Genomic DNA, 20,456 nt, shown 5'->3' on the forward strand with positions numbered 1-20,456 from the left:
GATCAGCGGCCCGGTTCGTCGTTCCACAGCAACTTGTGCAGTTGCAGTTGGAAACGCACGGGCAGGTTGTCGGCGACGATCCAGTCGGCCAAGTCGCTGGCGCCCACCTGATGGTGGCTGGGCGAGAACAGGACTTCACCCGCCCGCTCTTCGAGGTTGTACTGGATCAGCTTGGACACTGCCCAGTCATAGTCCTCACGGGAGCAGATGACGAACTTGACCTGATCATTGCTCGTCAGGTGTTCGATGTTCTCGTAGCGGTTACGTTGAACCTCTTCCGAACCTGGGGTCTTGAGGTCGACCACGCGACTGACGCGCGTGTCTACCCGCGAGATGTCGAGCGCGCCGCTGGTCTCCAGCGAAACCTCATAGCCCGCATCGCACAGGCGCTCAAGCAAAGGCAATGCGTTGGGCTGGGCCAACGGTTCGCCCCCAGTGACGCAGACATAGCGCGGACGAAAACCCGCGACCTGCTCGAGAATGTCGTCGAGGGTACGCAGTGTGCCGCCACTGAATGCGTAGGCACTGTCGCAGTACTGGCAGCGCAGCGGGCAGCCGGTCAAACGCACGAACACGGTGGGCAAGCCAGCCGTTCGCGTTTCACCCTGCAACGAGTAAAAGACTTCGGTGATACGTAATGTGTCTTGCATGGTCGCCACGGGCGTGACAGCTATACAGGCTGACCGCCTCCGTCAGGCACTGCTGCAGACTCGACATAGCGTTATCCGCAACAGCGTGTTTACGAAAAAAGGGCAGAGATTCTAACGAAAAAACCCGCGCCAGGCGCGGGTTTCTTTCAAGCGGTGCAGTTCAGAGCTTCTGCAGGTCACGCTGGGCCAGTTGCGCGGCGGAGGTGCCAGGGTACTGGGTGATGACTTGCTGCAGGATGCCCTTGACCTTGTCGGTATGGCCCATGCGACGTTCGACATCGGCCAACTTGTACAGCGAGTCAGGCACCTTGCTGTGCTTGGGGTACAACTGGCTGACCTTGGCGAAGGCCTGGCCGGCGCCTTGCAGGTCGCCTTTGGCGAGGTTGACCTCACCCAGCCAGTACTGCGCGTTGCCGGCGTACTGGCTGTTGGGGTACTTGCGCAGGAAGGCGCTGAAAGCCTGGCTGGCCTTGTCGAAGTCCTTCTGCTTGATCAGATCGAAAGCAGCATCGTAGAACAGCTTTTCTTTCGCCGGATCGGCCGGCTCGCCATTGGCAGCCGGTTGCTGCGCAGCGCTAGCGCCCGCAGCGGCACCTGCGGCGTCGGATGCGCCACCGGTGGAGGAATTATCGGGTGTAGCGGCTGGTGCGGCACCACTGTTGATGCGGCGGTCCAGATCCTGGTATCGCTCCAGGTTTTCCTGCTTCATGCGCGACACATCGTTCTGCAGCTCTTCGATGATGCCTTGCTGACGGGAAATCTGGTCCTGCATTTGTTGCAGCTGCAGGAACAGCTGACCCTGTGCAGAAGCAGGGGCCGAAGCCCCTGCCCCGGCATAGGCGCCGCTCGTGCCATAACCCGAAGGCGGATAACTGCCTCCGTTGTCATCAACTACAGGAACCGCAGCCCACGCAGAAAGCGGCAGGCTGAGGGCGAGGACGGTTACAACACGACGGCACATACGCATAAGAACTTACTTACGCAGTTCTACGCGACGGTTCTGAGCCCAGGACTGCTCGTCGTTGCCGGTAGCAACTGGACGCTCTTCGCCGTAGGAAACCAGTTCCAGCTGAGCAGGGGAAACGCCCTGCAGAACCAGGTAGCGCTGAACGGCCTTGGCACGACGCTCGCCCAGAGCCATGTTGTACTCGCGGGTACCACGCTCGTCGGTGTTACCTTCCAGAACAACGCGGTTGCCGTTGGCTTTCAGGTCCTTGGCGTGAACGTCCAGGGCGCGCATGGCTTCTGGCTTCAGATCCGAGCTGTCGTATTCGAAGTAGAAGGTGGTGATTGCGCGCAGGGCGGCTTCTTCGCTCAGGGAACCGTCGACAGCGCCGGTGTTTGCACCGTAGCCAGCGTTCGGATCAACAGCGCCTTCGCCAGCGTTGTCACCGCCCTTGGAGGAGCAACCTACAGCTACGGCCATGGCCAGAGCCAGCGCAGCGAATTTACCAAACTTCAGCATTTCCATCGTGAAACTCCTAATGAAACCCCAGTGTGTTAAGCAAAATTGTTACGCCGCAATCAGTTCAGGTAGGGGGACCAGGACGGTTCTCTGACTTCGCCTTGAGCGGTAGGAAGTGGGAGCCTCACACGGCCGTTAAGCGACACGAGCATCAAGACTCCCCGGCCCTGCTGGCGGGTGGCGTAGATTAGCATGGTGCCGTTTGGCGCAACAGTGGGAGACTCATCAAGACTCGTTTCAGAAAGAATCTTTACACTTCCCCGTTGCAAGTCCTGGGCAGCCACCTTGAAGTTGGTGAAACCTTCCTGGCGATGAATCATTACCAGGGTCTTTTCATCCGCCGACAGTTTCGGGTTGGCGTTGTAGTTGCCAACGAAGGTGACACGCTCGGCGCCACCGCCACCCACCGACGTCTTGTAGATCTGTGGCTTGCCACCACGGTCGGAGGTGAAGTAAAGGGTGTTGCCATCCTTGCCCCAGAACGGCTCGGTATTGATACCAGGGCCTGCCGTGACACGGCTGATCTGACGTGAACCCATGTTCATCACATAGATGTCCGGGTTGCCGTCCTTGGACAGCACGAACGCCAGGCGATTGCCATCGGGCGACCAGGCCGGTGCACCATTAAGGCCTTCGAAGTTGGTGATCTGCTCGCGGCGACCGGTGTCGATGTGCTGGACGAAGATACGTGGGCGCTTCTGCTCGAACGAGACATAGGCGATACGCTTGCCATCAGGCGCAAAACGCGGCGACAGGATGGGCTCGCGCGACTGCAGCAGCGTCACTGCACGGGCACCGTCGTAGTCAGAGCGCTGCAGGGTGTAGCGGGTGTTGTTGGTCGAGAAACGCTCGGCGGTCACGTACAGCATACGGGTGGAGAACGCACCCTTGATACCGGTGAGCTTCTCGAACGATTGGTCAGCGATGTAGTGCGCCATGTCGCGCAACTGATCGACGCCACCACCGACACTGCCGGTCAGCACCTGTTGCTCGGTCGCAACGTTGAACAGCGCGTAGCTGATCTGCAGGCGACCACCGGACGGCACGATGCTACCGACCATCACGTACTGGGCACCCAGCGCTTTCCAGTCGCGGAAGATGACTTCGCTGGCCTGGGTCGGCTGGCTGATCATGTTCTGCCGCGGGATGGGCGCGTAGTAGCCGGAGTTGCGCAGGTCGTTGCCGATGATGTCGGCCATGTCTTCCGGCAGCACGCTGCCACCCTGCAGACCAAACGGCACTACCGCGATGGGCGTGGCCCGGTCGCTGCCGCTGGTGACCAGGATGTTCTTTTCCTCTGCCACGGCCATGCCTGCCACGCAGCAGAGCATGACCAGCAGTCCTCTCAGACGTTTAATCACAACGCTAGATCCTCAGGTGTAAATGTCATCTTGAACGAACGATACGGATTGAACTCGTTCGGCTTCAAGCCCTGCATTTCAGTCAACCGGCCAATGTTCTTCACCGCGGCCACGGCCGAGCTGTCGAACGGACCGTCGCCACTGGACTTGGCCACGCTCACATTGGTGATCGTGCCGTCCGGCAGCATGTTGATCTGCAGGACTACCGTCATGCCTTTGCGCGCGGATGGCGGACGCGCCCAACCTTCGGCCGCACGCATGCGGATGAGGTCGTCGAAATCACCCGCCACCTGGTCGCCTTGCTCGTCGGCCAGTGCCTGCTGACGCTCGGTGGTGTCGGACAGCAACTCGGCCAGAGCCTGAGCCTTCTTGTCTTCAGCCGCCTTGCGGGCCGCATCCTGTGCCTTTTTCTTCTGGGCGTCCGCAGCGGCCTTCTTCTTGGCCTCTTCAGCTGCCTTCTTCTTCGCTTCCTCGGCCGCCGCGGCTTTCTTCTTGGCGTCCTCGGCTGCTTTTTTCTTGGCGTCTTCGGCGGCTTTCTTCTTCGCCTCTTCGGCCGCAGCTTTCTTGGCTTCTTCCTCGGCCTGTTTCTTGGCCTCGTCTTCGGCCTTCTTCTTGGCGATGTCAGCCTGCTGCTTCTTCGCTTCCTCGGCCTTCTTCTGCTCGGCGGCCTTTTTCGCCTCGGCAGCCTTGGCAGCGTCCTCGGCTTTCTTGGCTTCGGCGGCCTCGCGAGCTTCCTCGGCCTTTTGAGCGGCGTCGGCTTTCTTTTGTTCCGCGGCCTTCACAGCTTCCTGCTCGACCTTCTTCTGCTCCATCTGCTCGACTTCAGTCTGGCGTGAAGCCGTTTTTTTGGCTTCCCCGGCAATCTTCTGATTGGTCTGGGTGGTCGCCTGGCTCTTTGACTTGAGCTGATAGAGCGTAGCCTGGACGATCGGCTTGGACGGCGGCAGTTCAGGCGTCATGGCGAAGCTGACGAACAGCAGGCCGAACACCAGCACATGCAGGCCAATGGCCCAGACGCTGGGCCAGAAGTAGCTTTCCGAGGCGGATGGCTCTCGCTGTTGCATCAGGGCGCCTCGGTAATCAGGCCAACGTTACCGACACCGGCTTTCTGCAACCCGCCCATGGCGCCCATGACCGCGCCATAGTCGACGGCCTTGTCACCCCGGATGAACACCTGGGTCTGTTTGCCCTGGTCGCGGCCGGCAGCGATGATCTTGGTCACCGCGTTGGTCATTTCCGGCAGGGTCATCGCCTTGTCCATCTGTTTGTCGGTATCGACTTCGCTACCGAGGTTCCAGTAGTAGGTTTTGTCGGCCTTGATCGAGATGGTGAGGATCTGGACGTTGTTGTCCTGCGGCAAGGCTTCGCTGGAAACCTTGGGCAGGTCGACCTTCACGCCCTGGTTGAGCATGGGTGCGGTCACCATGAAGATGACCAGCAGCACCAGCATCACGTCGATGTAGGGCACCACGTTCATCTCGGCGACCGGCTTGCGTTTGTGGCGAACTCGGGCCATGGATGTCTACCTGATCACTCTTCGCTGGTGTGTACTTTGCGGTGCAGGATCGCCTGGAACTCATCGGCGAACGTGTAGTAGCGACCGATCAGTGTTTCGCTGCGTGCAGCGAAGCGGTTGTAGGCGATGACTGCCGGGATCGCGGCGAACAGGCCGATCGCGGTGGCGATCAGTGCCTCGGCAATGCCGGGTGCCACGGTGGCAAGGGTGGCCTGCTGGGCGCTGGCCAGGCCGCGGAAGGAGTTCATGATGCCCCATACGGTACCGAACAGGCCGATGTACGGGCTGGTGGAACCGACGGTGGCCAGGAACGGCAGGCTCTGCTCGAGCTTCTCTTCCTCGCGGGAGATGGCTACACGCATGGCGCGCCCCACGCCTTCCATGACCGCATCAGGATCGACGCCCGGCTGCTGGCGCAGGCGCGAAAATTCCTTGAAGCCGGCGCGGAAGACCTGCTCGACACCCGAGTCCGGATCAGGGTTGCTGCCGGCCTGACGATACAGTTTGGACAGGTCGATGCCCGACCAGAAACGCTCTTCGAAAGCGTCCAGTGCACGACGACCGGCGCGCAGCATGGTGCTGCGCTGGAAGATCATGATCCAAGAGGTCACCGAGGCTGCCACGAGAGTCAGCATTACCAGCTGAACCACCACACTGGCATTGGCGACCAGGCTCCACATGGAGGTATGGTCGACGACGTTTGCTTCCACGCTTATTCTCCTGCGTTCGATTGAGTACCCGTGCCGTCCGCCATGAAAGCGTCGCGCAGTTCAGGGGGAATGGCCCGGGGTTTGAAAGTGTCGGCGCGCACGGCGGCCACCAGGAACTGCCCTTCGCAAAGCAGTGTTTCATCCGCTTCTCGCCAGACCTGCTGCACGAAGCGCAGGCTGGCGCGATTCAATTCAAGTACTTGTGCGGTTACCCGCAACGCATCGTCCAACCGTGCCGGCGCGTGGTAGCGCGCCTCGCTGGAGTGGACGACGAACAATAGATTCTGTTCCGCCAGCTCGGACTGGGAGAACCCCAGGTGCCGCAACCTCTCGGTGCGTGCACGCTCCATGAATTTCAGGTAGTTGACGTAGTACACCACCCCGCCTGCGTCAGTATCCTCGTAATAGACGCGACAACGGTGAGCGAACGGGTCCTGCCGATTTTGCGCGCGCATACTCTAGTGCTTACTCCTCAGCTTGCCAATCCGCCCCGGCAACTGTTTTTTCAGGGGAAATGTCGTATTGCCAGCGCTGTCGCAAAGTGCCAGCGCTAGGACCACGAAAACCCCGATTCGATCTGTCACTCATCGTCAGGATCAGAAAATTCTCCGCCCTCGGCAAAGCGCCCAGGAATGTTCAGGCCGAAATGCAGGTAGGCGTGCCGGGTGACCACACGACCACGCGGCGTACGCATGATGTAGCCCTGCTGGATCAGGTACGGTTCGAGGACATCCTCGATGGTGTGCCGCTCTTCGCTGATCGCAGCCGCCAGGTTGTCCACGCCTACCGGTCCGCCATCGAACTTCTCGATCATGGTCAACAGCAGGCGCCGGTCGGAATGGTCGAAACCGCGCTCGTCGACGTCAAGAAGGTTCAATGCCTTGTCGGCGATTTCCTTGGTGATCTGGCCCTTCGCACGCACCTCGGCGTAGTCACGCACGCGGCGGAGCAGGCGGTTGGCGATCCGTGGCGTACCGCGGGCGCGACGGGCGATCTCGAAAGCGCCCTTGTCTTCGATGGCAAGCCCCAGAATGTTCGCCGACCGGCTGACGATGGTCGCCAGGTCCTGGTTGCTGTAGAACTCCAAGCGCTGGACGATCCCGAAACGATCACGCAGTGGGTTGGTGAGCATGCCGGCCCGGGTGGTCGCACCGACCAGGGTGAACGGCGGCAGGTCGAGCTTGATCGAGCGTGCGGCAGGCCCCTCACCGATCATGATGTCGAGCTGGAAGTCCTCCATCGCCGGGTAGAGCACCTCCTCGACCACAGGCGACAGGCGGTGGATTTCATCGATGAACAGCACGTCGTGCGGCTCGAGGTTGGTCAGCATTGCCGCCAGATCACCCGGGCGCTCGAGGATCGGGCCGGACGTGCTCTTGACCGAAACCCCCATCTCGTGGGCGATGATATTGGCGAGGGTGGTCTTGCCCAGACCGGGCGGACCGAAGATCAAGGTGTGATCGAGGGACTCGTTGCGGCCGCGGGCGGCCTGGATGAACAGGCCCATCTGCTCGCGCACCACCGGCTGGCCGATGTACTCGTCCAGGCTCAACGGACGAATGGCACGGTCCTGGACCTCTTCACGGTCGCGCCCGCTGGCGGCGATCAGGCGGTCGGCTTCGATCACTTGACGATCATCCCTTTGAGGCTATGGCGAATCAGTTCCTCGCTGGTCATGTTCGCCTTGTCCTTGATCGCCGACACCGCCTTGCTGGCTTCCTGAGGTTTGTAGCCCAACGAGATCAGGGCGCTGACTGCATCGGCTTCGGCGCTGGAGGTGCTGGCCACCGGCAGTGGCCCATCGGACACCAGGGTGAACATCGCAGGCGAGGTTTCCCAGGCCTTGAAACGGTCCTTGAGCTCGACCAGCAGGCGCTCGGCGGTCTTCTTGCCGACGCCGGGTACGCGCACCAGAGCCGACGCATCCTGGGCCTGCACGCAGCGCACCAGCTCATCGACCTCGAGGCCCGACATCAACGCCAGAGCCAACTTCGGGCCGACGCCATTGAGACGGATCAGCTCGCGGAACAGCTCGCGCTCGCGCTTCTCGAAGAAGCCATAGAGCAGGTGGGCGTCTTCGCGCACCACCAGATGAGTGTGCAGCGTCACCGCTTCGCCGACCTTGGGCAGGCGGTACAGCGTCGTCATCGGCACCTCCAGCTCATAGCCCAGGCCATTGACATCGATAATCAGGTGCGGCGGTTGTTTTTCCGCCAGGGTGCCACGCAAACGTCCAATCACGTTCGGATCCTTTCTCTCGGGCGTCTGGTCGGCGACCGGACAACCCTATCAGCAAATGCGGCGGGTGAGCGTGTCACCCGGACAAAATGTGTATCAGGGCATGAAGCTGTTACAGACGCAAGCGCCCACCGCGCCGGCGTGCGGTGGCCAGGCCGTGGGGCACCAGGCTGGAGCGTGTATGGGCATGGCACAGGGCGATGGCCAAGGCGTCGGAGGCGTCGACCTGCGGCTTCTGCGTCAGCTTGAGCAGGTGCATGACCATCAGCATGACCTGATCCTTGTTCGCCCCGCCCGTACCGGCCACCGACTGCTTGACCTGGCTGGCGGTGTATTCGGCGATCTCCAGGCCCGCCTCGGCGGCAGCGACGATGGCTGCACCGCGGGCCTGGCCAAGCTTGAGCGCCGAGTCGGCATTGCGTGCCATGAACACCCGCTCGATGCCCATGGTGACGGGGCCATGCAGGCGAATCACCTCGCTGACGCCGCGAAACACGATCTGCAGTCGCTCATGCAACTCGCCACCACCGGTGCGGATGCAACCGGAGGCCACATACTCGCACCCCCGCGGCGTGTGGCGTACCACACCATAACCGGTGATTCGCGAACCGGGGTCGATACCAAGAATCAGCGTCATAAAGCCTGCGGTTCTTTACACATTTCACTGACCCGCGAAGAGGCCCCGAAGACCAAGGAAAACCTTAGCCGAGTTTTTCCATGATCTCGTCGGAGATCTGCGCATTGGAGTAGACGTTCTGCACGTCGTCCAGGTCCTCGAGCATATCGATCAGCTTGAGCACCTTCTCCGCGCCGTCCTGATCCAGCTCGGCGCTGGTGGTCGGCTGCATGACGATTTCCGCGTCGGCAGCCTTGAAGCCCGCCTCTTCCAGCGCATTGCGCACAGCGTAGAAGCTGTTGAAGGAGGTGAAGACGTCGAAGGAGCCATCGTCATTGCCGACCACATCATCGGCATCGGCTTCCATGGCCGCCTCGATCAGCGCATCTTCCTCGACGCCCGGTGCAAAGCTGATCTGCCCCTTGCGCTCGAACAGATAAGCCACCGAGCCATCGGTACCGAGGTTGCCGCCACACTTGGTGAAGGCATGACGCACGGCTGCTGCAGTGCGGTTGCGGTTGTCGGTCATGGCCTCGACCATGATCGCCACGCCACCGGGGCCGTAACCCTCGTAGCTGAGCTCTTCGACGTTGTCGCTTTCGTTGGTGCCAGCCCCACGCGCCACCGCACGATCGATGATGTCGCGGCTCATGTTGGCACCCAGCGCCTTGTCCAGCGCCAACCGCAGCCGGGGATTGGAGGCCGGATCACCACCACCCTGCTTGGCAGCGACGGTCAGTTCGCGGATCCACTTGGTGAAGATCTTGCCTCTCTTGGCATCCTGGCGTTCTTTGCGGTGCTTGATATTCGCCCACTTGGAATGACCGGCCATAACGACTCCAAATCCTTGAAACAGAAACAGGTTCCGCCCCGAAGGGCGGAACGCGGAAAATCCTGCGCGCAAGCGCGAAGCGCCCCGACTTCGGGGCGCCTGCGGTCGGTTACTCGACCTTGGTCTGCTCACGCAGACGGATGTGCAGCTCGCGCAGAGCCTTGGCATCGACCAGGCCCGGAGCCTGAGTCATGACGCACGCAGCGCTCTGGGTTTTCGGGAACGCGATCACTTCGCGGATCGACTGGGCGCCGGTCATCAGCATGACCAGACGATCGAGGCCGAAGGCCAGACCACCGTGTGGCGGGGCGCCGAACTTCAGGGCGTCGAGCAGGAAGCCGAACTTCTCTTCCTGTTCCGCCGCCTCGATACCCAGCAGACGGAAGACTGCCTGCTGCATCTCTTTACGGTGGATACGGATGGAACCGCCACCCAGCTCGGTGCCGTTGAGCACCATGTCGTAGGCACGCGACAAGGCGGTGGCCGGGTTGGCCTCCAGCTCTTCAGGGGTGCACTTGGGTGCGGTGAACGGGTGGTGCAGCGCGGTGAAGCTGCCGTCCTCGTTCTCTTCGAACATCGGGAAGTCGACGACCCACATCGGTGCCCACTCGCAGGTGAGCAGGTTGAAGTCATGACCCAGCTTGATACGCAGCGCGCCCAGGGCCTCGCTGACGACCTTGAACTTGTCGGCCCCGAAGAACACGATGTCGCCATCGACCGCGCCGACGCGATCGAGGATCACGTTGAGGTTGGCCTCAGGGATGTTCTTGACGATCGGCGACTGCAGGCCCTCGACGCCCTTGGCGCGCTCGTTGACCTTGATGTACGCCAGGCCCTTGGCACCGTAGATGCCGACGAACTTGGTGTACTCGTCGATCTTGCTGCGCGGCATGGCAGCGCCGCCCGGCAGGCGCAGGGCAGTGACACGGCACTTCGGATCGTTGGCAGGACCTGCAAAGACCTTGAAGTCAACGTCCTTGAGCTGATCGGCAACATCGACCAGTTCCAGCGGGATGCGCAGGTCCGGCTTGTCGGAGCCATAACGACGCATGGCTTCTTCGAAGGTCATGTGCGGGAAGTCGCCGAACTCGAGGTCGAGCACTTCCTTGAACAGCTTGCGGATCATGCTCTCGGTGAGGCCCATGATCTCGGACTCGTCGAGGAAGCTGGTCTCGATGTCGATCTGGGTGAATTCCGGCTGGCGGTCAGCACGCAGGTCTTCATCGCGGAAGCACTTGGCAATCTGGTAGTAGCGGTCGAAGCCGGCCACCATCAGCAGTTGCTTGAACAGTTGGGGCGACTGCGGCAGGGCGAAGAAGCTGCCAGCGTGGGTGCGGCTGGGCACCAGGTAGTCGCGCGCGCCTTCCGGAGTGGCACGGGTCAGGATCGGCGTTTCGACGTCGAGGAAGCCGTTCTCGTCGAGGAAGCGGCGAATGCTGCTGGTGATGCGCGAACGCAGGCGCAGCTTGTCGGCCATTTCCGGGCGACGCAGGTCGATGAAACGATAGCGCAGGCGGGTTTCTTCGCCGACGTCGGAGTATTCGTTCAACGGGAATGGCGGGGTCTCGGCTTCGTTGAGCACGTTCAGCTGGTAACCGAGGATCTCGATGGCGCCGGAGGCCATGTTCGCGTTCACCGCGCCGTCAGGGCGCTTGCGCACCTTGCCGGTGATCTGCACCACGTATTCGCTGCGCACGCGGTCGGCGGCGGCGAAGGTTTCGGCGCGATCCGGATCGAACACGACCTGGGCCATGCCTTCGCGGTCACGGATGTCGAGGAAGATCACCCCGCCGTGGTCGCGACGCCGATGGACCCAGCCGCAAAGGGTGACTTCCTGGCCGTCCAGGCTCTCGTTCAGTTGGCCGCAATAATGGCTGCGCATCATGATCGTGGTTTCGCTTCTCGTGATTCGTGTATTCGGTGGAGGTCTTGTCCGCCCTGAGGGCTAATAGTGCAAGACCCTGTCGCTGCAATTCAACTCAGTCGGCCTTGTCGCCGGCCAGGTTCTTCTTCGCCCCGGTCTTGAAGTCGGTCTCGTACCAGCCATTGCCACTCAGGCGAAAGCCGGGTACCGACAGCAATTTCTTCAGGGCCGGCGCCTGGCATGCCGGACAATCGGTCAATGGCGCGGCGCTGATTTTCTGCAACACCTCCATGCGGTGGTCGCAGGAAGCACATTGATAGTCATAAAGGGGCATGGAGGTCTCTCGTCAACCACAACGCTGGCTGCCGGGGCAGCAAAAAGCGGGATTATATATGGTTAAGGAGTGCTGTGCAGCCCGCCCGGCGATCAGTGTGTACTCGGCGGATCAAGTAACCAGGCCACGCAGATGACGCGAATCAGCCCACTGAAATTACGCACACCGCCCTGTCGCAGGTGCACCTCTCGATCGACGTAGGACAGCACAGCGCTCACCGAACAACCATTGGCCTCGGCAATACGCTCCAGAATACGCCAGTAGACCGCCTCGAGCCGAAGGCACGTGGCAAAACCATTGAGCCTTACAGACCGCGAGACCGGTACGACCTGCAACATGTCGAAATCCCCCCTGAACGGATCCTGACAATCCCTGCCTGGCCAACCGCCGTGCCTGCTTGCTTGCGCCATGGTTCTGCTCCTTGATTGCGATCACTTCATACCCCGCACAACAAGGTCGAGGGTGCTTCAATGAAGCGCCGTTCCGGCATCACAGAGCAGCAGCAAGGGTTTCCCCATAATAAAAAAGCCCGGGATCGCAAGGCGACACCGGGCTTGATGGACCAGCCTGGCCATAGGCCGGCGCATCGTTATTTGCCGTCGAGCAGCACTCGCAGCATCCAGGCGGTTTTTTCGTGCACCTGCATGCGCTGGGTGAGCAGGTCGGCCGTCGGCTCGTCACTGACCTTGTCCACCACCGGGAAGATGCTGCGCGCCGTGCGCACCACCGCCTCTTGCCCCTGGACCAGCTGGCGGATCATTTCATCGGCAGCGGGCACTCCCTCTTCCTCCTTGATCGAGGAATGGCGCGCATAGAATGCATAGGAACCCGGCGCCGGGAATCCCAGCGCGCGAATGCGTTCGGCGATCGAGTCGACTGCCAGGGCCAGTTCGTTGTACTGCTCTTCGAACATCAGGTGCAGGGTTCGGAACGACGGACCGGTAACGTTCCAGTGGAAGTTGTGGGTTTTCAGATACAGCACATAGGTGTCCGACAGCAGGCGGGACAACCCTTCGACGATGGACTTGCGATCTTCTTCGCTGATACCGATATCGATTGCCATGAATCTCCCCTTTCCATAAGGCTTGACGATCAAGCGGGCGAAAACACTGTACCAAGAGTTGCAGACGGCTGCATGTGACACAAGGCAACACATCGCCTGACCACCCCTGCGGTTTGAGAACCCCCTGGCTTTGCTGTTAAATAGGCAGGGTGCCACCCGTGCGGACTGTTATTGCCGGGTGCATAGGCTGAACAGTCACGTGATCGCGCTCCATACCTCATGCGCACCGTGCTGCCAGCTCTTCCTGTGATCGGCCTTATCCAAATATGTGAGCCAACCCAATGTTCAAGATCGTCCATCTGGTGACGGGCGTTGCGGCTTTGCTGCTGTCGTTCATACCCAGCCTCAAAACCGACGCCACACCCTTCCTGCAACAACCCGAAGCGGTTTACCTGGTACTCCTGGGCCTGCTCAACCTGGTCCTGGCACCGGTTGTACCGCTTTACTACCGCGGCGCCCGCCAGCAACTGCAACACCTGGCCAGCGCACTCCTGGTGCTGGCGGTGATCCTGCAAACCATCACCGTCCTTGCCCGCCCCGAGCTCGGCAGCTTGTCGGCGCTGCTCTGCGCGGCACTGGCAGCCGCCCTGCACCTGGCCGCCGGCTTCGCCCGCAGCGGCCGCAAGTCACGCGCCAGCCAGGCGGGCCCGCAAGATGCCAGCAAGCGCGATACCGGCACCGTGAAGTGGTTCAATACTTCGAAAGGCTTTGGATTCATCTCCCGCGACTCCGGCGATGACATCTTCGTGCACTTTCGCGCCATCCGCGGCGAAGGCCATCGCGTCCTGGTCGAAGGCCAGCGCGTGGAGTTCTCGGTAATGCATCGCGACAAAGGCCTGCAGGCCGAAGACGTGGTCGCGGTTTCACGCCGCTGACCACCCGCCTCCATCACCTCAATAATGAGGTGGTGGAGGCTCCTCCCCTCCGGCCTCGTACTGGCCGACCATCTCTTCATGACGCTTGATCAGCTCGGCGATCTGCAACTGCAGACGCTCGATCAGCCGGTTCTGCCCGGCCACTTCGTCGCTGAGCGCCTGAAGGGTGTCATCCTGAAACGCCTGGCGCATCTCCAGCTCGACGATTCTCGCTTCCAGTGACATGGCTCAGGCCTCCTCGAAACCTTCAAGCGCCAACCCGCGCAGGCGCTGACGAATTGCAACGACCTGCTCGGGCGCGTAGTCGAGCGCGGGCACCTTGCCCCACACCGGCGCGGGCCACGCCGCATCGCCGCGATGACGCACCACCACGTGCATGTGTAACTGACTGACGACATTGCCCAGCGTGGCGACATTCATCTTGTCTGCCACGAACTCACCCTTGAGCGCCTCGGCGAGCAAGGTGGTTTCCTTCCACAGTTGCTGCTGGTCGGCCAGATCCAGCTGGAACAGCTCGCTGACATCAGCACGGCGCGGTACCAGGATGAACCAGGGGTAGTTGGCATCCTTGCTCAGCAAAAGACGGGACAACGGGAAATCCCCCAGCACCAGGGAATCCTGCTGCAGACGCGAATCCAGGACAAACACGGCAAACCTCCATCGAATGACACGACCCGACTCGAACGCGGGTGGAGCGCAAGGATACCTTGCTTGCAGAGCCCACGACACGACCCACTCACTTGTCCGCCCCCGACCGAGACGCACGCGCCACAAGCGGTAACACTGCGCTACTTTTCGCACCAAAATGAAGCAACGAACAATACGCCTGTCATACCCGCCTGGTACAAACTACTCAGCATCAACAGTCAGCGGTAACACCTTGACTTTCAAGCCAGCTTTATTCTGCAAACGATAATCAACATCGCGTTATACCCCCAAAGCACCTGAACCCAGTGTTTCCGGAGGTTTCAGGACGCTTTGCGGGCATTTGTGAAAAATTCATCAACACTGATCGTTTTTGTGCACGCTTGTTGCATTCTTTTTACGCCAAGTCGGCACGGCACCTGCATTAGCCGGTGAACGCGACAAATAACAACAGCGACAAGGGATTCACCAGGGAGCTTCGAGTACACAGCCATTCTTTACGGAATCGTGACGGACTTCGAAGCAGCGCTGGGGTGTACGACCCGCCTTTAGCGGGACGTGATTTGCGACATGGAAATAGCCAAAAGCGACACGACCGTAAACTTACCGAAAGGTTCCGTTTTTCATGTCGCCAAGTACAGTCAGCGTGATATACATTTTCGCCGACATAAAAAGAAAGAGCTGCCCCATATAACTAAAACACTTGGGCGCAGCGGTACTCTTCCTAAAACCAAAGGAGCAAATCACGATGCGCGTGATGAAGTGGAGCATGATCGCCCTGGCTGTTGCAGCGGGGACTTCCCAGATGGCCCTCGCCTCTTCGCAAGATGAGTCCAAGGGTTTCATCGAAGACAGCAGCCTGAACGTCAAAATGCGGAACCTGTATTTCAGCCGCGACTACCGCAACAAGGAAAACGACGGCAACCGCGCCAACCGCATTCGCCACGATCAGCGCGAATGGGGCCAGGGCTTCATTGGAACCTTCGAGTCGGGCTTCACTCAGGGCACCGTCGGCGTTGGCGTCGATGCCATCGGCCTGCTGGGCATCAAGCTGGATAGTGGTCGCGGCTACTCCCAGAGCGGCCTCTTCCCCACTGGCTCTGACTTCCGCTCGCAGGACGACTACTCCAAGGGCGGCGCTGCAGTTAAATTCCGCGTCTCCGACACCGTACTGAAAGTTGGCCAGCAATTCACTGCTCTGCCAGTGCTGGCAACCGACGACAGCCGCTTGCTGCCGGAAACCGCTGAAGGCGCGCTCATCACCAGCAACGAAATCAAAGGCCTGACTCTTCACGCCGGTCGTTTCACTGCGCTCAACGCCCAAGCCGAAACCAATCACGACAGCCTTGGCCTTAAATCGGCAAACGTATTTGGTGGTACCTACACCATTACCGATGGTCTGACCACCAGCCTGTACTACTCGAAAGTCGAAGACTACTGGCGCAAGTACTACGGCAATGTGAACTGGTCGATCCCCCTGTCCGACAATCAAGGGCTGGTATTTGACTTCAACATCTATGACACCAAGAGCGATGGTCAAGGCATCCAGCGCGCAGCCAAAGACGACGAAACCAAACTCGACAACCGCGCGTTCAGCCTTTCCGGCGCCTACACCTTTGGCGCCCACACCTTCACCCTGGCCTTCCAGCGCGTGACCGGCGATGGCGACTATGGTTACGGCGTGGACGGTGGCGGCACTGTATTCCTCGCCAACTCTATCGCTCGCTCGGACTTCAACGCCGAGGACGAGAAATCCTGGCAGGCTCGCTACGACCTGAACTTCGCCGAGTTCGGTGTTCCTGGCCTGACCTTCATGACTCGCTATGCTCGGGGTACCGGCGCCAACACCGCCACCACCAACGACGGCAAAGAGTGGGAACGCGATATCGACGTCAAGTACGTCCTGCAGGAAGGTCCAGCGAAAGACCTGAGCTTCCGCGTACGCCAGGCAACCTACCGCTCCAGCGACGGCGTCTACTACAACTCCGGTTCGATCGACGAACTGCGTCTGATCGTCGAGTACCCGCTGAGCATCCTGTAAGCCCCGGCTTGCAATGCCCCGCACCTGAAGAAGCCCGGCATCTGCCGGGCTTTTTCTTGGCTGACAAGCCGAGCGCCCTGGGGCATCCTGTACGCTTTCGTCTCGCCCCCGTACAATGCGGGGTCATTTCAAACATTCAGGCAATCGACACGGCTTCCCATGCGCACCAGTCAATATTTGCTCGCCACTCAGAAAGAAACCCCGGCAGACGCCGTTGTCATCAGCCACCAGCTGATGCTGCGCGCCGGCATGATCCGCAAGCTGGCCTCCGGCCTGTACACCTGGCTGCCGATGGGCCTGCGGGTCATGCGCAAGGTCGAGAACGTGGTGCGCGAAGAAATGAACGCCGCCGGTGCCCTTGAAGTGTTGATGCCAAGCATCCAGCCCGCAGAGTTGTGGCAGGAATCCGGGCGCTGGGAACAATACGGCCCCGAGCTGCTGCGCCTGAAAGACCGCCATGACCGCGATTTCTGCGTCGGCCCGACTCACGAAGAAGTGATCACCGACCTGGCACGCAACGAGCTGTCCAGCTACAAACAGCTGCCGCTGAACATGTACCAGATCCAGACCAAGTTCCGTGACGAGATCCGTCCGCGCTTCGGCCTGATGCGCGGCCGCGAGTTCATCATGAAGGACGCCTACTCCTTCCATGCCGACCAGGCTTCCCTGCAGGAAACCTACGACCGCATGCACCAGGCGTACTCCAACATCTTTACCCGCCTGGGCCTGGACTTCCGTCCGGTGCAGGCCGACACCGGCTCGATCGGTGGCAGCTACTCCCACGAATTCCACGTCCTGGCTTCTTCCGGCGAAGATGACGTGATCTTCAGCGACACCTCCGACTACGCCGCCAACATCGAGAAAGCCGAAGCGATTCCACGGGAAACCGTGCGTCCGGCGCCAACCGAAGAACTGCGCCTGGTCGACACGCCAAACGCCAAGACCATCGCCGAACTGGTCGAGAACCACGGCCTGGCGATCGAGAAGACCGTCAAGACCCTGATCGTGCGCGGCGCCGAGGAAGGCAAGCTGGTCGCCCTGATCGTACGTGGCGACCACGAGCTGAACGAAATCAAGGCCACCAAGCTGGAGCAGGTTGCCGACCCGCTGGTCATGGCCAGCGACGCCGAGCTGCGCGCAGCCATCGGTGCCGGTGCCGGCTCGCTCGGCCCACTGAACCTGCCGCTGGAATGCATCATCGACCGTTCGGTCGCCCTGATGAGCGACTTCGGCATCGGCGCCAACATCGACGACAAGCACTACTTCGGCGTGAACTGGGAGCGTGACCTGCCAGTGCCACAGGTCGCGGACCTGCGTAACGTCGTCGCCGGTGATCCGAGCCCCGACGGCCAGGGCACACTGGTCATCAAGCGCGGCATCGAAGTGGGCCACATCTTCCAGCTCGGCACCAAGTACAGCGAGGCGCTCAAGTGCCAGGTACTGGGCGAGAACGGCAAGCCAGTGGTGCTGTCGATGGGTTGCTATGGTATCGGCGTGTCCCGCGTGGTCGCCGCCGCCATCGAGCAGAACCATGATGACAAGGGCATCATCTGGAACGATGCACTGGCGCCTTTCCAGATCGCCCTCGTGCCATTGCGCTACGAGACCGACGCCGTGCGCGAGGCAACCGACAAGCTCTACGCCGAGCTGACTGCCGCAGGCTACGAAGTGCTGCTGGACGACCGTGACAAGAAGACCAGCCCCGGCATCAAGTTCGCCGACATGGAACTGATCGGCATCCCGCACCGCATCGTCGTCAGCGACCGCGGCCTGGCCGACGGCAACCTGGAGTACAAGCACCGCACCGAACAGGATGCCCAGCCGCTGCCGCTCAACGAAGTGCTGACCTTCCTGCAGGCCCGCATCCGCCGCTGACCACCAATGCACGAGTGAACATGTCCAAGCGAAGTACCTTTACCCTGGGGGGCGCCGCACTCTGCGGCGCCCTGTTCCTCAGCGGCTGCGCCAACCAGATGTCCCAACGCAGCGAGCATGAGGAACGTGTCGAGCGCAAGTTGCTCGAGCACAGTCTGCAGATCGACGTCGGCGAGCCCAAGGTGATGGAGCTTCCGCAACGGCGTGTTCGCATCAATGAACAGCGACGCTTCGAAGTCACCGAGTTCGAAGTCACGCGGCGCTACGACCGCTACACGCCCTACCAGCCCTGGCGGGAGATCTACGAGATCCCACTGGGTGCGGTGGCGGTGGTCGCGGGCATAGGCGCCAACGTGGTCAACGTGATCACCTTCGACAGCCTGCCGGAAAGTGTCACCCACGACTGGCTCAGCTACGGCATCGCCGGGCTCAACCCATTCATGAACGTGCAGTCCAACGGTCGCGCCCAGCAGAACCTCGCTGGCATCAGCGAAGTCCAGAAGGACAAGCGCGAGGAGTTCACCAGCCTGCCGTGGAACGAGCGCCTGGTCGAGGTCAAGGCTGGCAAGATGACCCACGAGCTGACCACCGACAAGCATGGTGTGCTACGCCTGAACCTGCTCGACAGCCCATTCTCGGAGCAGAACCTCAACCATATCGGCACCCTGCACCTGGCGGCGATCGATGAAGACAACGGCATCCGCGGCGACGCCAGCCTGTTGGTCAGCGGCACGCTGCGCAACAAGCTGCTGGAGGCTCATGAGCTGATCTTCGACGACCTCGAGGACGATGACGTCGGCCAGTGGGTACACCGGGTCAAACGTCTCTCGGAACTGGGCCTGGAAGAGGAAGCCAGCGAACTGGAACAGAGCCTGATCGAGCTGACACGCAACGATCCGGAGCTGCAGCAGGAATTCCTCAAGACGCTGACCAAGGAAACCGGCCGATTGGTCGCCGACCCTGGAGAGCGGTAAAAAGAACGGGGCGCCATGCGCCCCTTTCTTTTATTGAGCAGGAAACAGCTCCAACTGCTCATGCGCACCGCGCAGATCCCGCAACCTTACCCCCACCCCCAGCAACCTCACCGGCTTGCCACCCCGAGCGAAGGCCTGGCTGAGCAATTGCCGATAGCTCTCAAGGTCCCGCCCCGCCCCCGCCTGTTCCAGAGTGGTCTGGCTGAAATCATGGAACTTGACCTTGACGAAAGGCTTGTCTGGCTTGTAGCTGCTGTCCATGCGCGCAATCCGCCCGTTCAGGCTGTCGAGCAGATCCGGGATTTTTTCCAGGCAACTGGCCAAGTCAGGGAGATCGTTGTCGTAGGTGTTTTCGACGCTGACCGACTGGCGCCGGCTGTCGTTCTGTACGACCCGTTCGTCGATGCCATGGGCAAGCCCCCACAACCGCTCACCGAAACTGCCGAACTCGCGCACCAGGCTCAGGCGCGACCATTCGCGCAATGACTGACAGGTATCGATACCAAGTCTTGAAAGCTTGTCGGCAGTCACCTTGCCCACCCCGTGCAGGCGTGCCACCGGCAGTGCGGCAACGAACTCATCGACCTGATCGGGCCTGATCACGAACAAACCATTGGGTTTGCGCCAATCGCTGGCGATCTTGGCCAGGAACTTGTTCGGTGCAACGCCAGCGGACACCGTGATGTGCAAGGTCTGGGAAACGCGCCGACGGATGTCCTCGGCAATCCGCGTGGCACTGCCGGAAAACCACTGGCTGTCGCTGACATCCAGATACGCCTCATCCAGCGATAGTGGCTCGATGAGATCGGTGTAGTCGCGAAATATCGCATGGATCTCCCGCGAGGCCTCACGGTAGGCCTCGAAACGCGGCTTGACGATCAGCAGGTCCGGGCACAACTTCATGGCATGCCCCGACGACATCGCCGAACGCACGCCATAGGCCCTTGCCTCGTAGTTACAGGTGGCGATCACCCCACGCTGCCCCGGCTGACCGCCCACAGCCATGGGCCGACCCGCCAGGCGGGGGTCGTCACGCATCTCGATGGCGGCGTAGAAACAGTCACAATCGATGTGGATGATCTTGCGCAGGGACATGACTGACCGTCAGTACTGTAAATTCATACAGATATTACAGCACGCGCCTCGGCATTCGTCAGCCCCACCCGACGCGGGCAAGGATGACCGGTATGACTGCCCCCTCGCAAAACCCGCTACAACCCGCGTCATGGCTCAGCTCCTGGCCTGTGCAACAGGCTAAGGGATTGAACAAAAAAGGTTTTTTTGAAAAATAGCTTGACTCACGGAAGGATTTCCGTAGAATTCGATTCCACAGGCGCGGGATGGAGCAGCCTGGTAGCTCGTCGGGCTCATAACCCGAAGGTCGTCGGTTCAAATCC

At 60.9% G+C, this 20,456-nt stretch carries 23 protein-coding genes; 4 read left to right on the forward strand and 19 right to left on the reverse strand.

Annotated features, from left to right (window positions below):
- Positions 1–2: 2 nt before the first annotated feature.
- From queE to VA602_RS24945, 16 genes are all read right to left on the reverse strand, one after another.
- Complete coding sequence (gene queE, locus VA602_RS24870; protein WP_323454622.1) at positions 3–650, reverse strand: 7-carboxy-7-deazaguanine synthase QueE; 648 nt, start codon at positions 648–650, stop codon at positions 3–5.
- Between the two features lie 160 nt (positions 651–810).
- Complete coding sequence (ybgF, locus tag VA602_RS24875; protein ID WP_063545875.1) at positions 811–1,617, reverse strand: tol-pal system protein YbgF; 807 nt, start codon at positions 1,615–1,617, stop codon at positions 811–813.
- 6 nt (positions 1,618–1,623) lie between these two features.
- On the reverse strand, positions 1,624–2,121 hold the full coding sequence (gene pal, locus VA602_RS24880) for a peptidoglycan-associated lipoprotein Pal (protein WP_023381906.1): 498 nt from the start codon (positions 2,119–2,121) through the stop codon (positions 1,624–1,626).
- 53 nt (positions 2,122–2,174) lie between these two features.
- Positions 2,175–3,446, reverse strand: a complete 1,272-nt coding sequence (tolB, locus tag VA602_RS24885; protein ID WP_054890993.1) for a Tol-Pal system beta propeller repeat protein TolB — start codon at positions 3,444–3,446, stop codon at positions 2,175–2,177.
- Positions 3,447–3,472: 26 nt separating this feature from the next.
- A complete protein-coding gene (gene tolA / locus VA602_RS24890) occupies positions 3,473–4,540 on the reverse strand; it encodes a cell envelope integrity protein TolA (protein ID WP_054890994.1) in 1,068 nt (355 codons plus the stop codon).
- Positions 4,540–4,992, reverse strand: a complete 453-nt coding sequence (tolR, locus tag VA602_RS24895; RefSeq protein ID WP_054890995.1) for a protein TolR — start codon at positions 4,990–4,992, stop codon at positions 4,540–4,542. The genes tolA and tolR overlap by 1 nt, the downstream gene beginning before the upstream one ends.
- A gap of 14 nt (positions 4,993–5,006) precedes the next feature.
- Complete coding sequence (gene tolQ, locus VA602_RS24900) at positions 5,007–5,702, reverse strand: protein TolQ (protein WP_054890996.1); 696 nt, start codon at positions 5,700–5,702, stop codon at positions 5,007–5,009.
- Positions 5,703–5,704: 2 nt separating this feature from the next.
- On the reverse strand, positions 5,705–6,157 hold the full coding sequence (gene ybgC, locus VA602_RS24905; RefSeq protein WP_054890997.1) for a tol-pal system-associated acyl-CoA thioesterase: 453 nt from the start codon (positions 6,155–6,157) through the stop codon (positions 5,705–5,707).
- Between the two features lie 125 nt (positions 6,158–6,282).
- Complete coding sequence (ruvB, locus tag VA602_RS24910) at positions 6,283–7,329, reverse strand: Holliday junction branch migration DNA helicase RuvB (protein WP_054890998.1); 1,047 nt, start codon at positions 7,327–7,329, stop codon at positions 6,283–6,285.
- The gene (gene ruvA, locus VA602_RS24915; protein ID WP_063545876.1) at positions 7,326–7,943 is read right to left on the reverse strand and encodes a Holliday junction branch migration protein RuvA; all 618 of its coding nucleotides are present in this window, start codon (positions 7,941–7,943) and stop codon (positions 7,326–7,328) included. The genes ruvB and ruvA overlap by 4 nt, the downstream gene beginning before the upstream one ends.
- Positions 7,944–8,052: 109 nt before the next feature.
- Positions 8,053–8,577, reverse strand: coding sequence for a crossover junction endodeoxyribonuclease RuvC (gene ruvC / locus VA602_RS24920; protein ID WP_323454623.1), 525 nt, complete (start codon positions 8,575–8,577; stop codon positions 8,053–8,055).
- A gap of 64 nt (positions 8,578–8,641) precedes the next feature.
- Entirely contained in the window at positions 8,642–9,388 is a 747-nt protein-coding gene (locus VA602_RS24925) for a YebC/PmpR family DNA-binding transcriptional regulator (RefSeq protein ID WP_054891001.1), read from the reverse strand.
- Between the two features lie 109 nt (positions 9,389–9,497).
- The gene (gene aspS / locus VA602_RS24930; protein WP_054891002.1) at positions 9,498–11,273 is read right to left on the reverse strand and encodes an aspartate--tRNA ligase; all 1,776 of its coding nucleotides are present in this window, start codon (positions 11,271–11,273) and stop codon (positions 9,498–9,500) included.
- Positions 11,274–11,367: 94 nt separating this feature from the next.
- Entirely contained in the window at positions 11,368–11,586 is a 219-nt protein-coding gene (locus VA602_RS24935) for an FmdB family zinc ribbon protein (RefSeq protein WP_063545878.1), read from the reverse strand.
- A gap of 92 nt (positions 11,587–11,678) precedes the next feature.
- Entirely contained in the window at positions 11,679–11,996 is a 318-nt protein-coding gene (locus VA602_RS24940) for a ribbon-helix-helix domain-containing protein (protein WP_323454624.1), read from the reverse strand.
- Positions 11,997–12,175: 179 nt separating this feature from the next.
- Positions 12,176–12,649 (reverse strand): Dps family protein, encoded by a 474-nt coding sequence (locus VA602_RS24945; protein WP_023381917.1) that lies wholly within the window; start codon positions 12,647–12,649, stop codon positions 12,176–12,178.
- 281 nt (positions 12,650–12,930) lie between these two features.
- Between VA602_RS24945 and VA602_RS24950 the strand changes: the two genes are divergently transcribed.
- A complete protein-coding gene (locus VA602_RS24950) occupies positions 12,931–13,524 on the forward strand; it encodes a cold shock domain-containing protein (RefSeq protein ID WP_151925075.1) in 594 nt (197 codons plus the stop codon).
- A gap of 18 nt (positions 13,525–13,542) precedes the next feature.
- Here the strand turns inward: VA602_RS24950 and VA602_RS24955 are convergent, their stop codons facing one another.
- Positions 13,543–13,749 carry a SlyX family protein gene (locus tag VA602_RS24955; RefSeq protein ID WP_054891006.1) on the reverse strand — a complete coding sequence of 69 codons (207 nt, stop codon included), beginning with the start codon at positions 13,747–13,749 and terminating at the stop codon, positions 13,543–13,545.
- 3 nt (positions 13,750–13,752) lie between these two features.
- The gene (locus VA602_RS24960) at positions 13,753–14,172 is read right to left on the reverse strand and encodes an HIT family protein (RefSeq protein ID WP_323454625.1); all 420 of its coding nucleotides are present in this window, start codon (positions 14,170–14,172) and stop codon (positions 13,753–13,755) included.
- Positions 14,173–14,917: 745 nt separating this feature from the next.
- Here VA602_RS24960 and VA602_RS24965 point away from each other — a divergent pair.
- The 3 genes from VA602_RS24965 to VA602_RS24975 all read left to right on the forward strand — a co-directional run bounded on the left by VA602_RS24965 (position 14,918) and on the right by VA602_RS24975 (position 19,059).
- On the forward strand, positions 14,918–16,210 hold the full coding sequence (locus VA602_RS24965) for an OprD family porin (RefSeq protein WP_323454626.1): 1,293 nt from the start codon (positions 14,918–14,920) through the stop codon (positions 16,208–16,210).
- Positions 16,211–16,369: 159 nt separating this feature from the next.
- Positions 16,370–18,085, forward strand: a complete 1,716-nt coding sequence (locus VA602_RS24970; RefSeq protein WP_063545881.1) for a proline--tRNA ligase — start codon at positions 16,370–16,372, stop codon at positions 18,083–18,085.
- Positions 18,086–18,105: 20 nt separating this feature from the next.
- A complete protein-coding gene (locus tag VA602_RS24975) occupies positions 18,106–19,059 on the forward strand; it encodes a hypothetical protein (RefSeq protein WP_323454627.1) in 954 nt (317 codons plus the stop codon).
- A 30-nt stretch (positions 19,060–19,089) separates the two neighbouring features.
- Here VA602_RS24975 and dinB read toward each other — a convergent pair whose 3' ends face one another.
- The gene (dinB, locus tag VA602_RS24980) at positions 19,090–20,148 is read right to left on the reverse strand and encodes a DNA polymerase IV (protein WP_177339373.1); all 1,059 of its coding nucleotides are present in this window, start codon (positions 20,146–20,148) and stop codon (positions 19,090–19,092) included.
- Between the last annotated feature and the right edge of the window lie 308 nt (positions 20,149–20,456).

It is taken from the genome of Pseudomonas machongensis (genome assembly GCF_034961125.1).
GTDB lineage: Bacteria > Pseudomonadota > Gammaproteobacteria > Pseudomonadales > Pseudomonadaceae > Aquipseudomonas > Aquipseudomonas machongensis.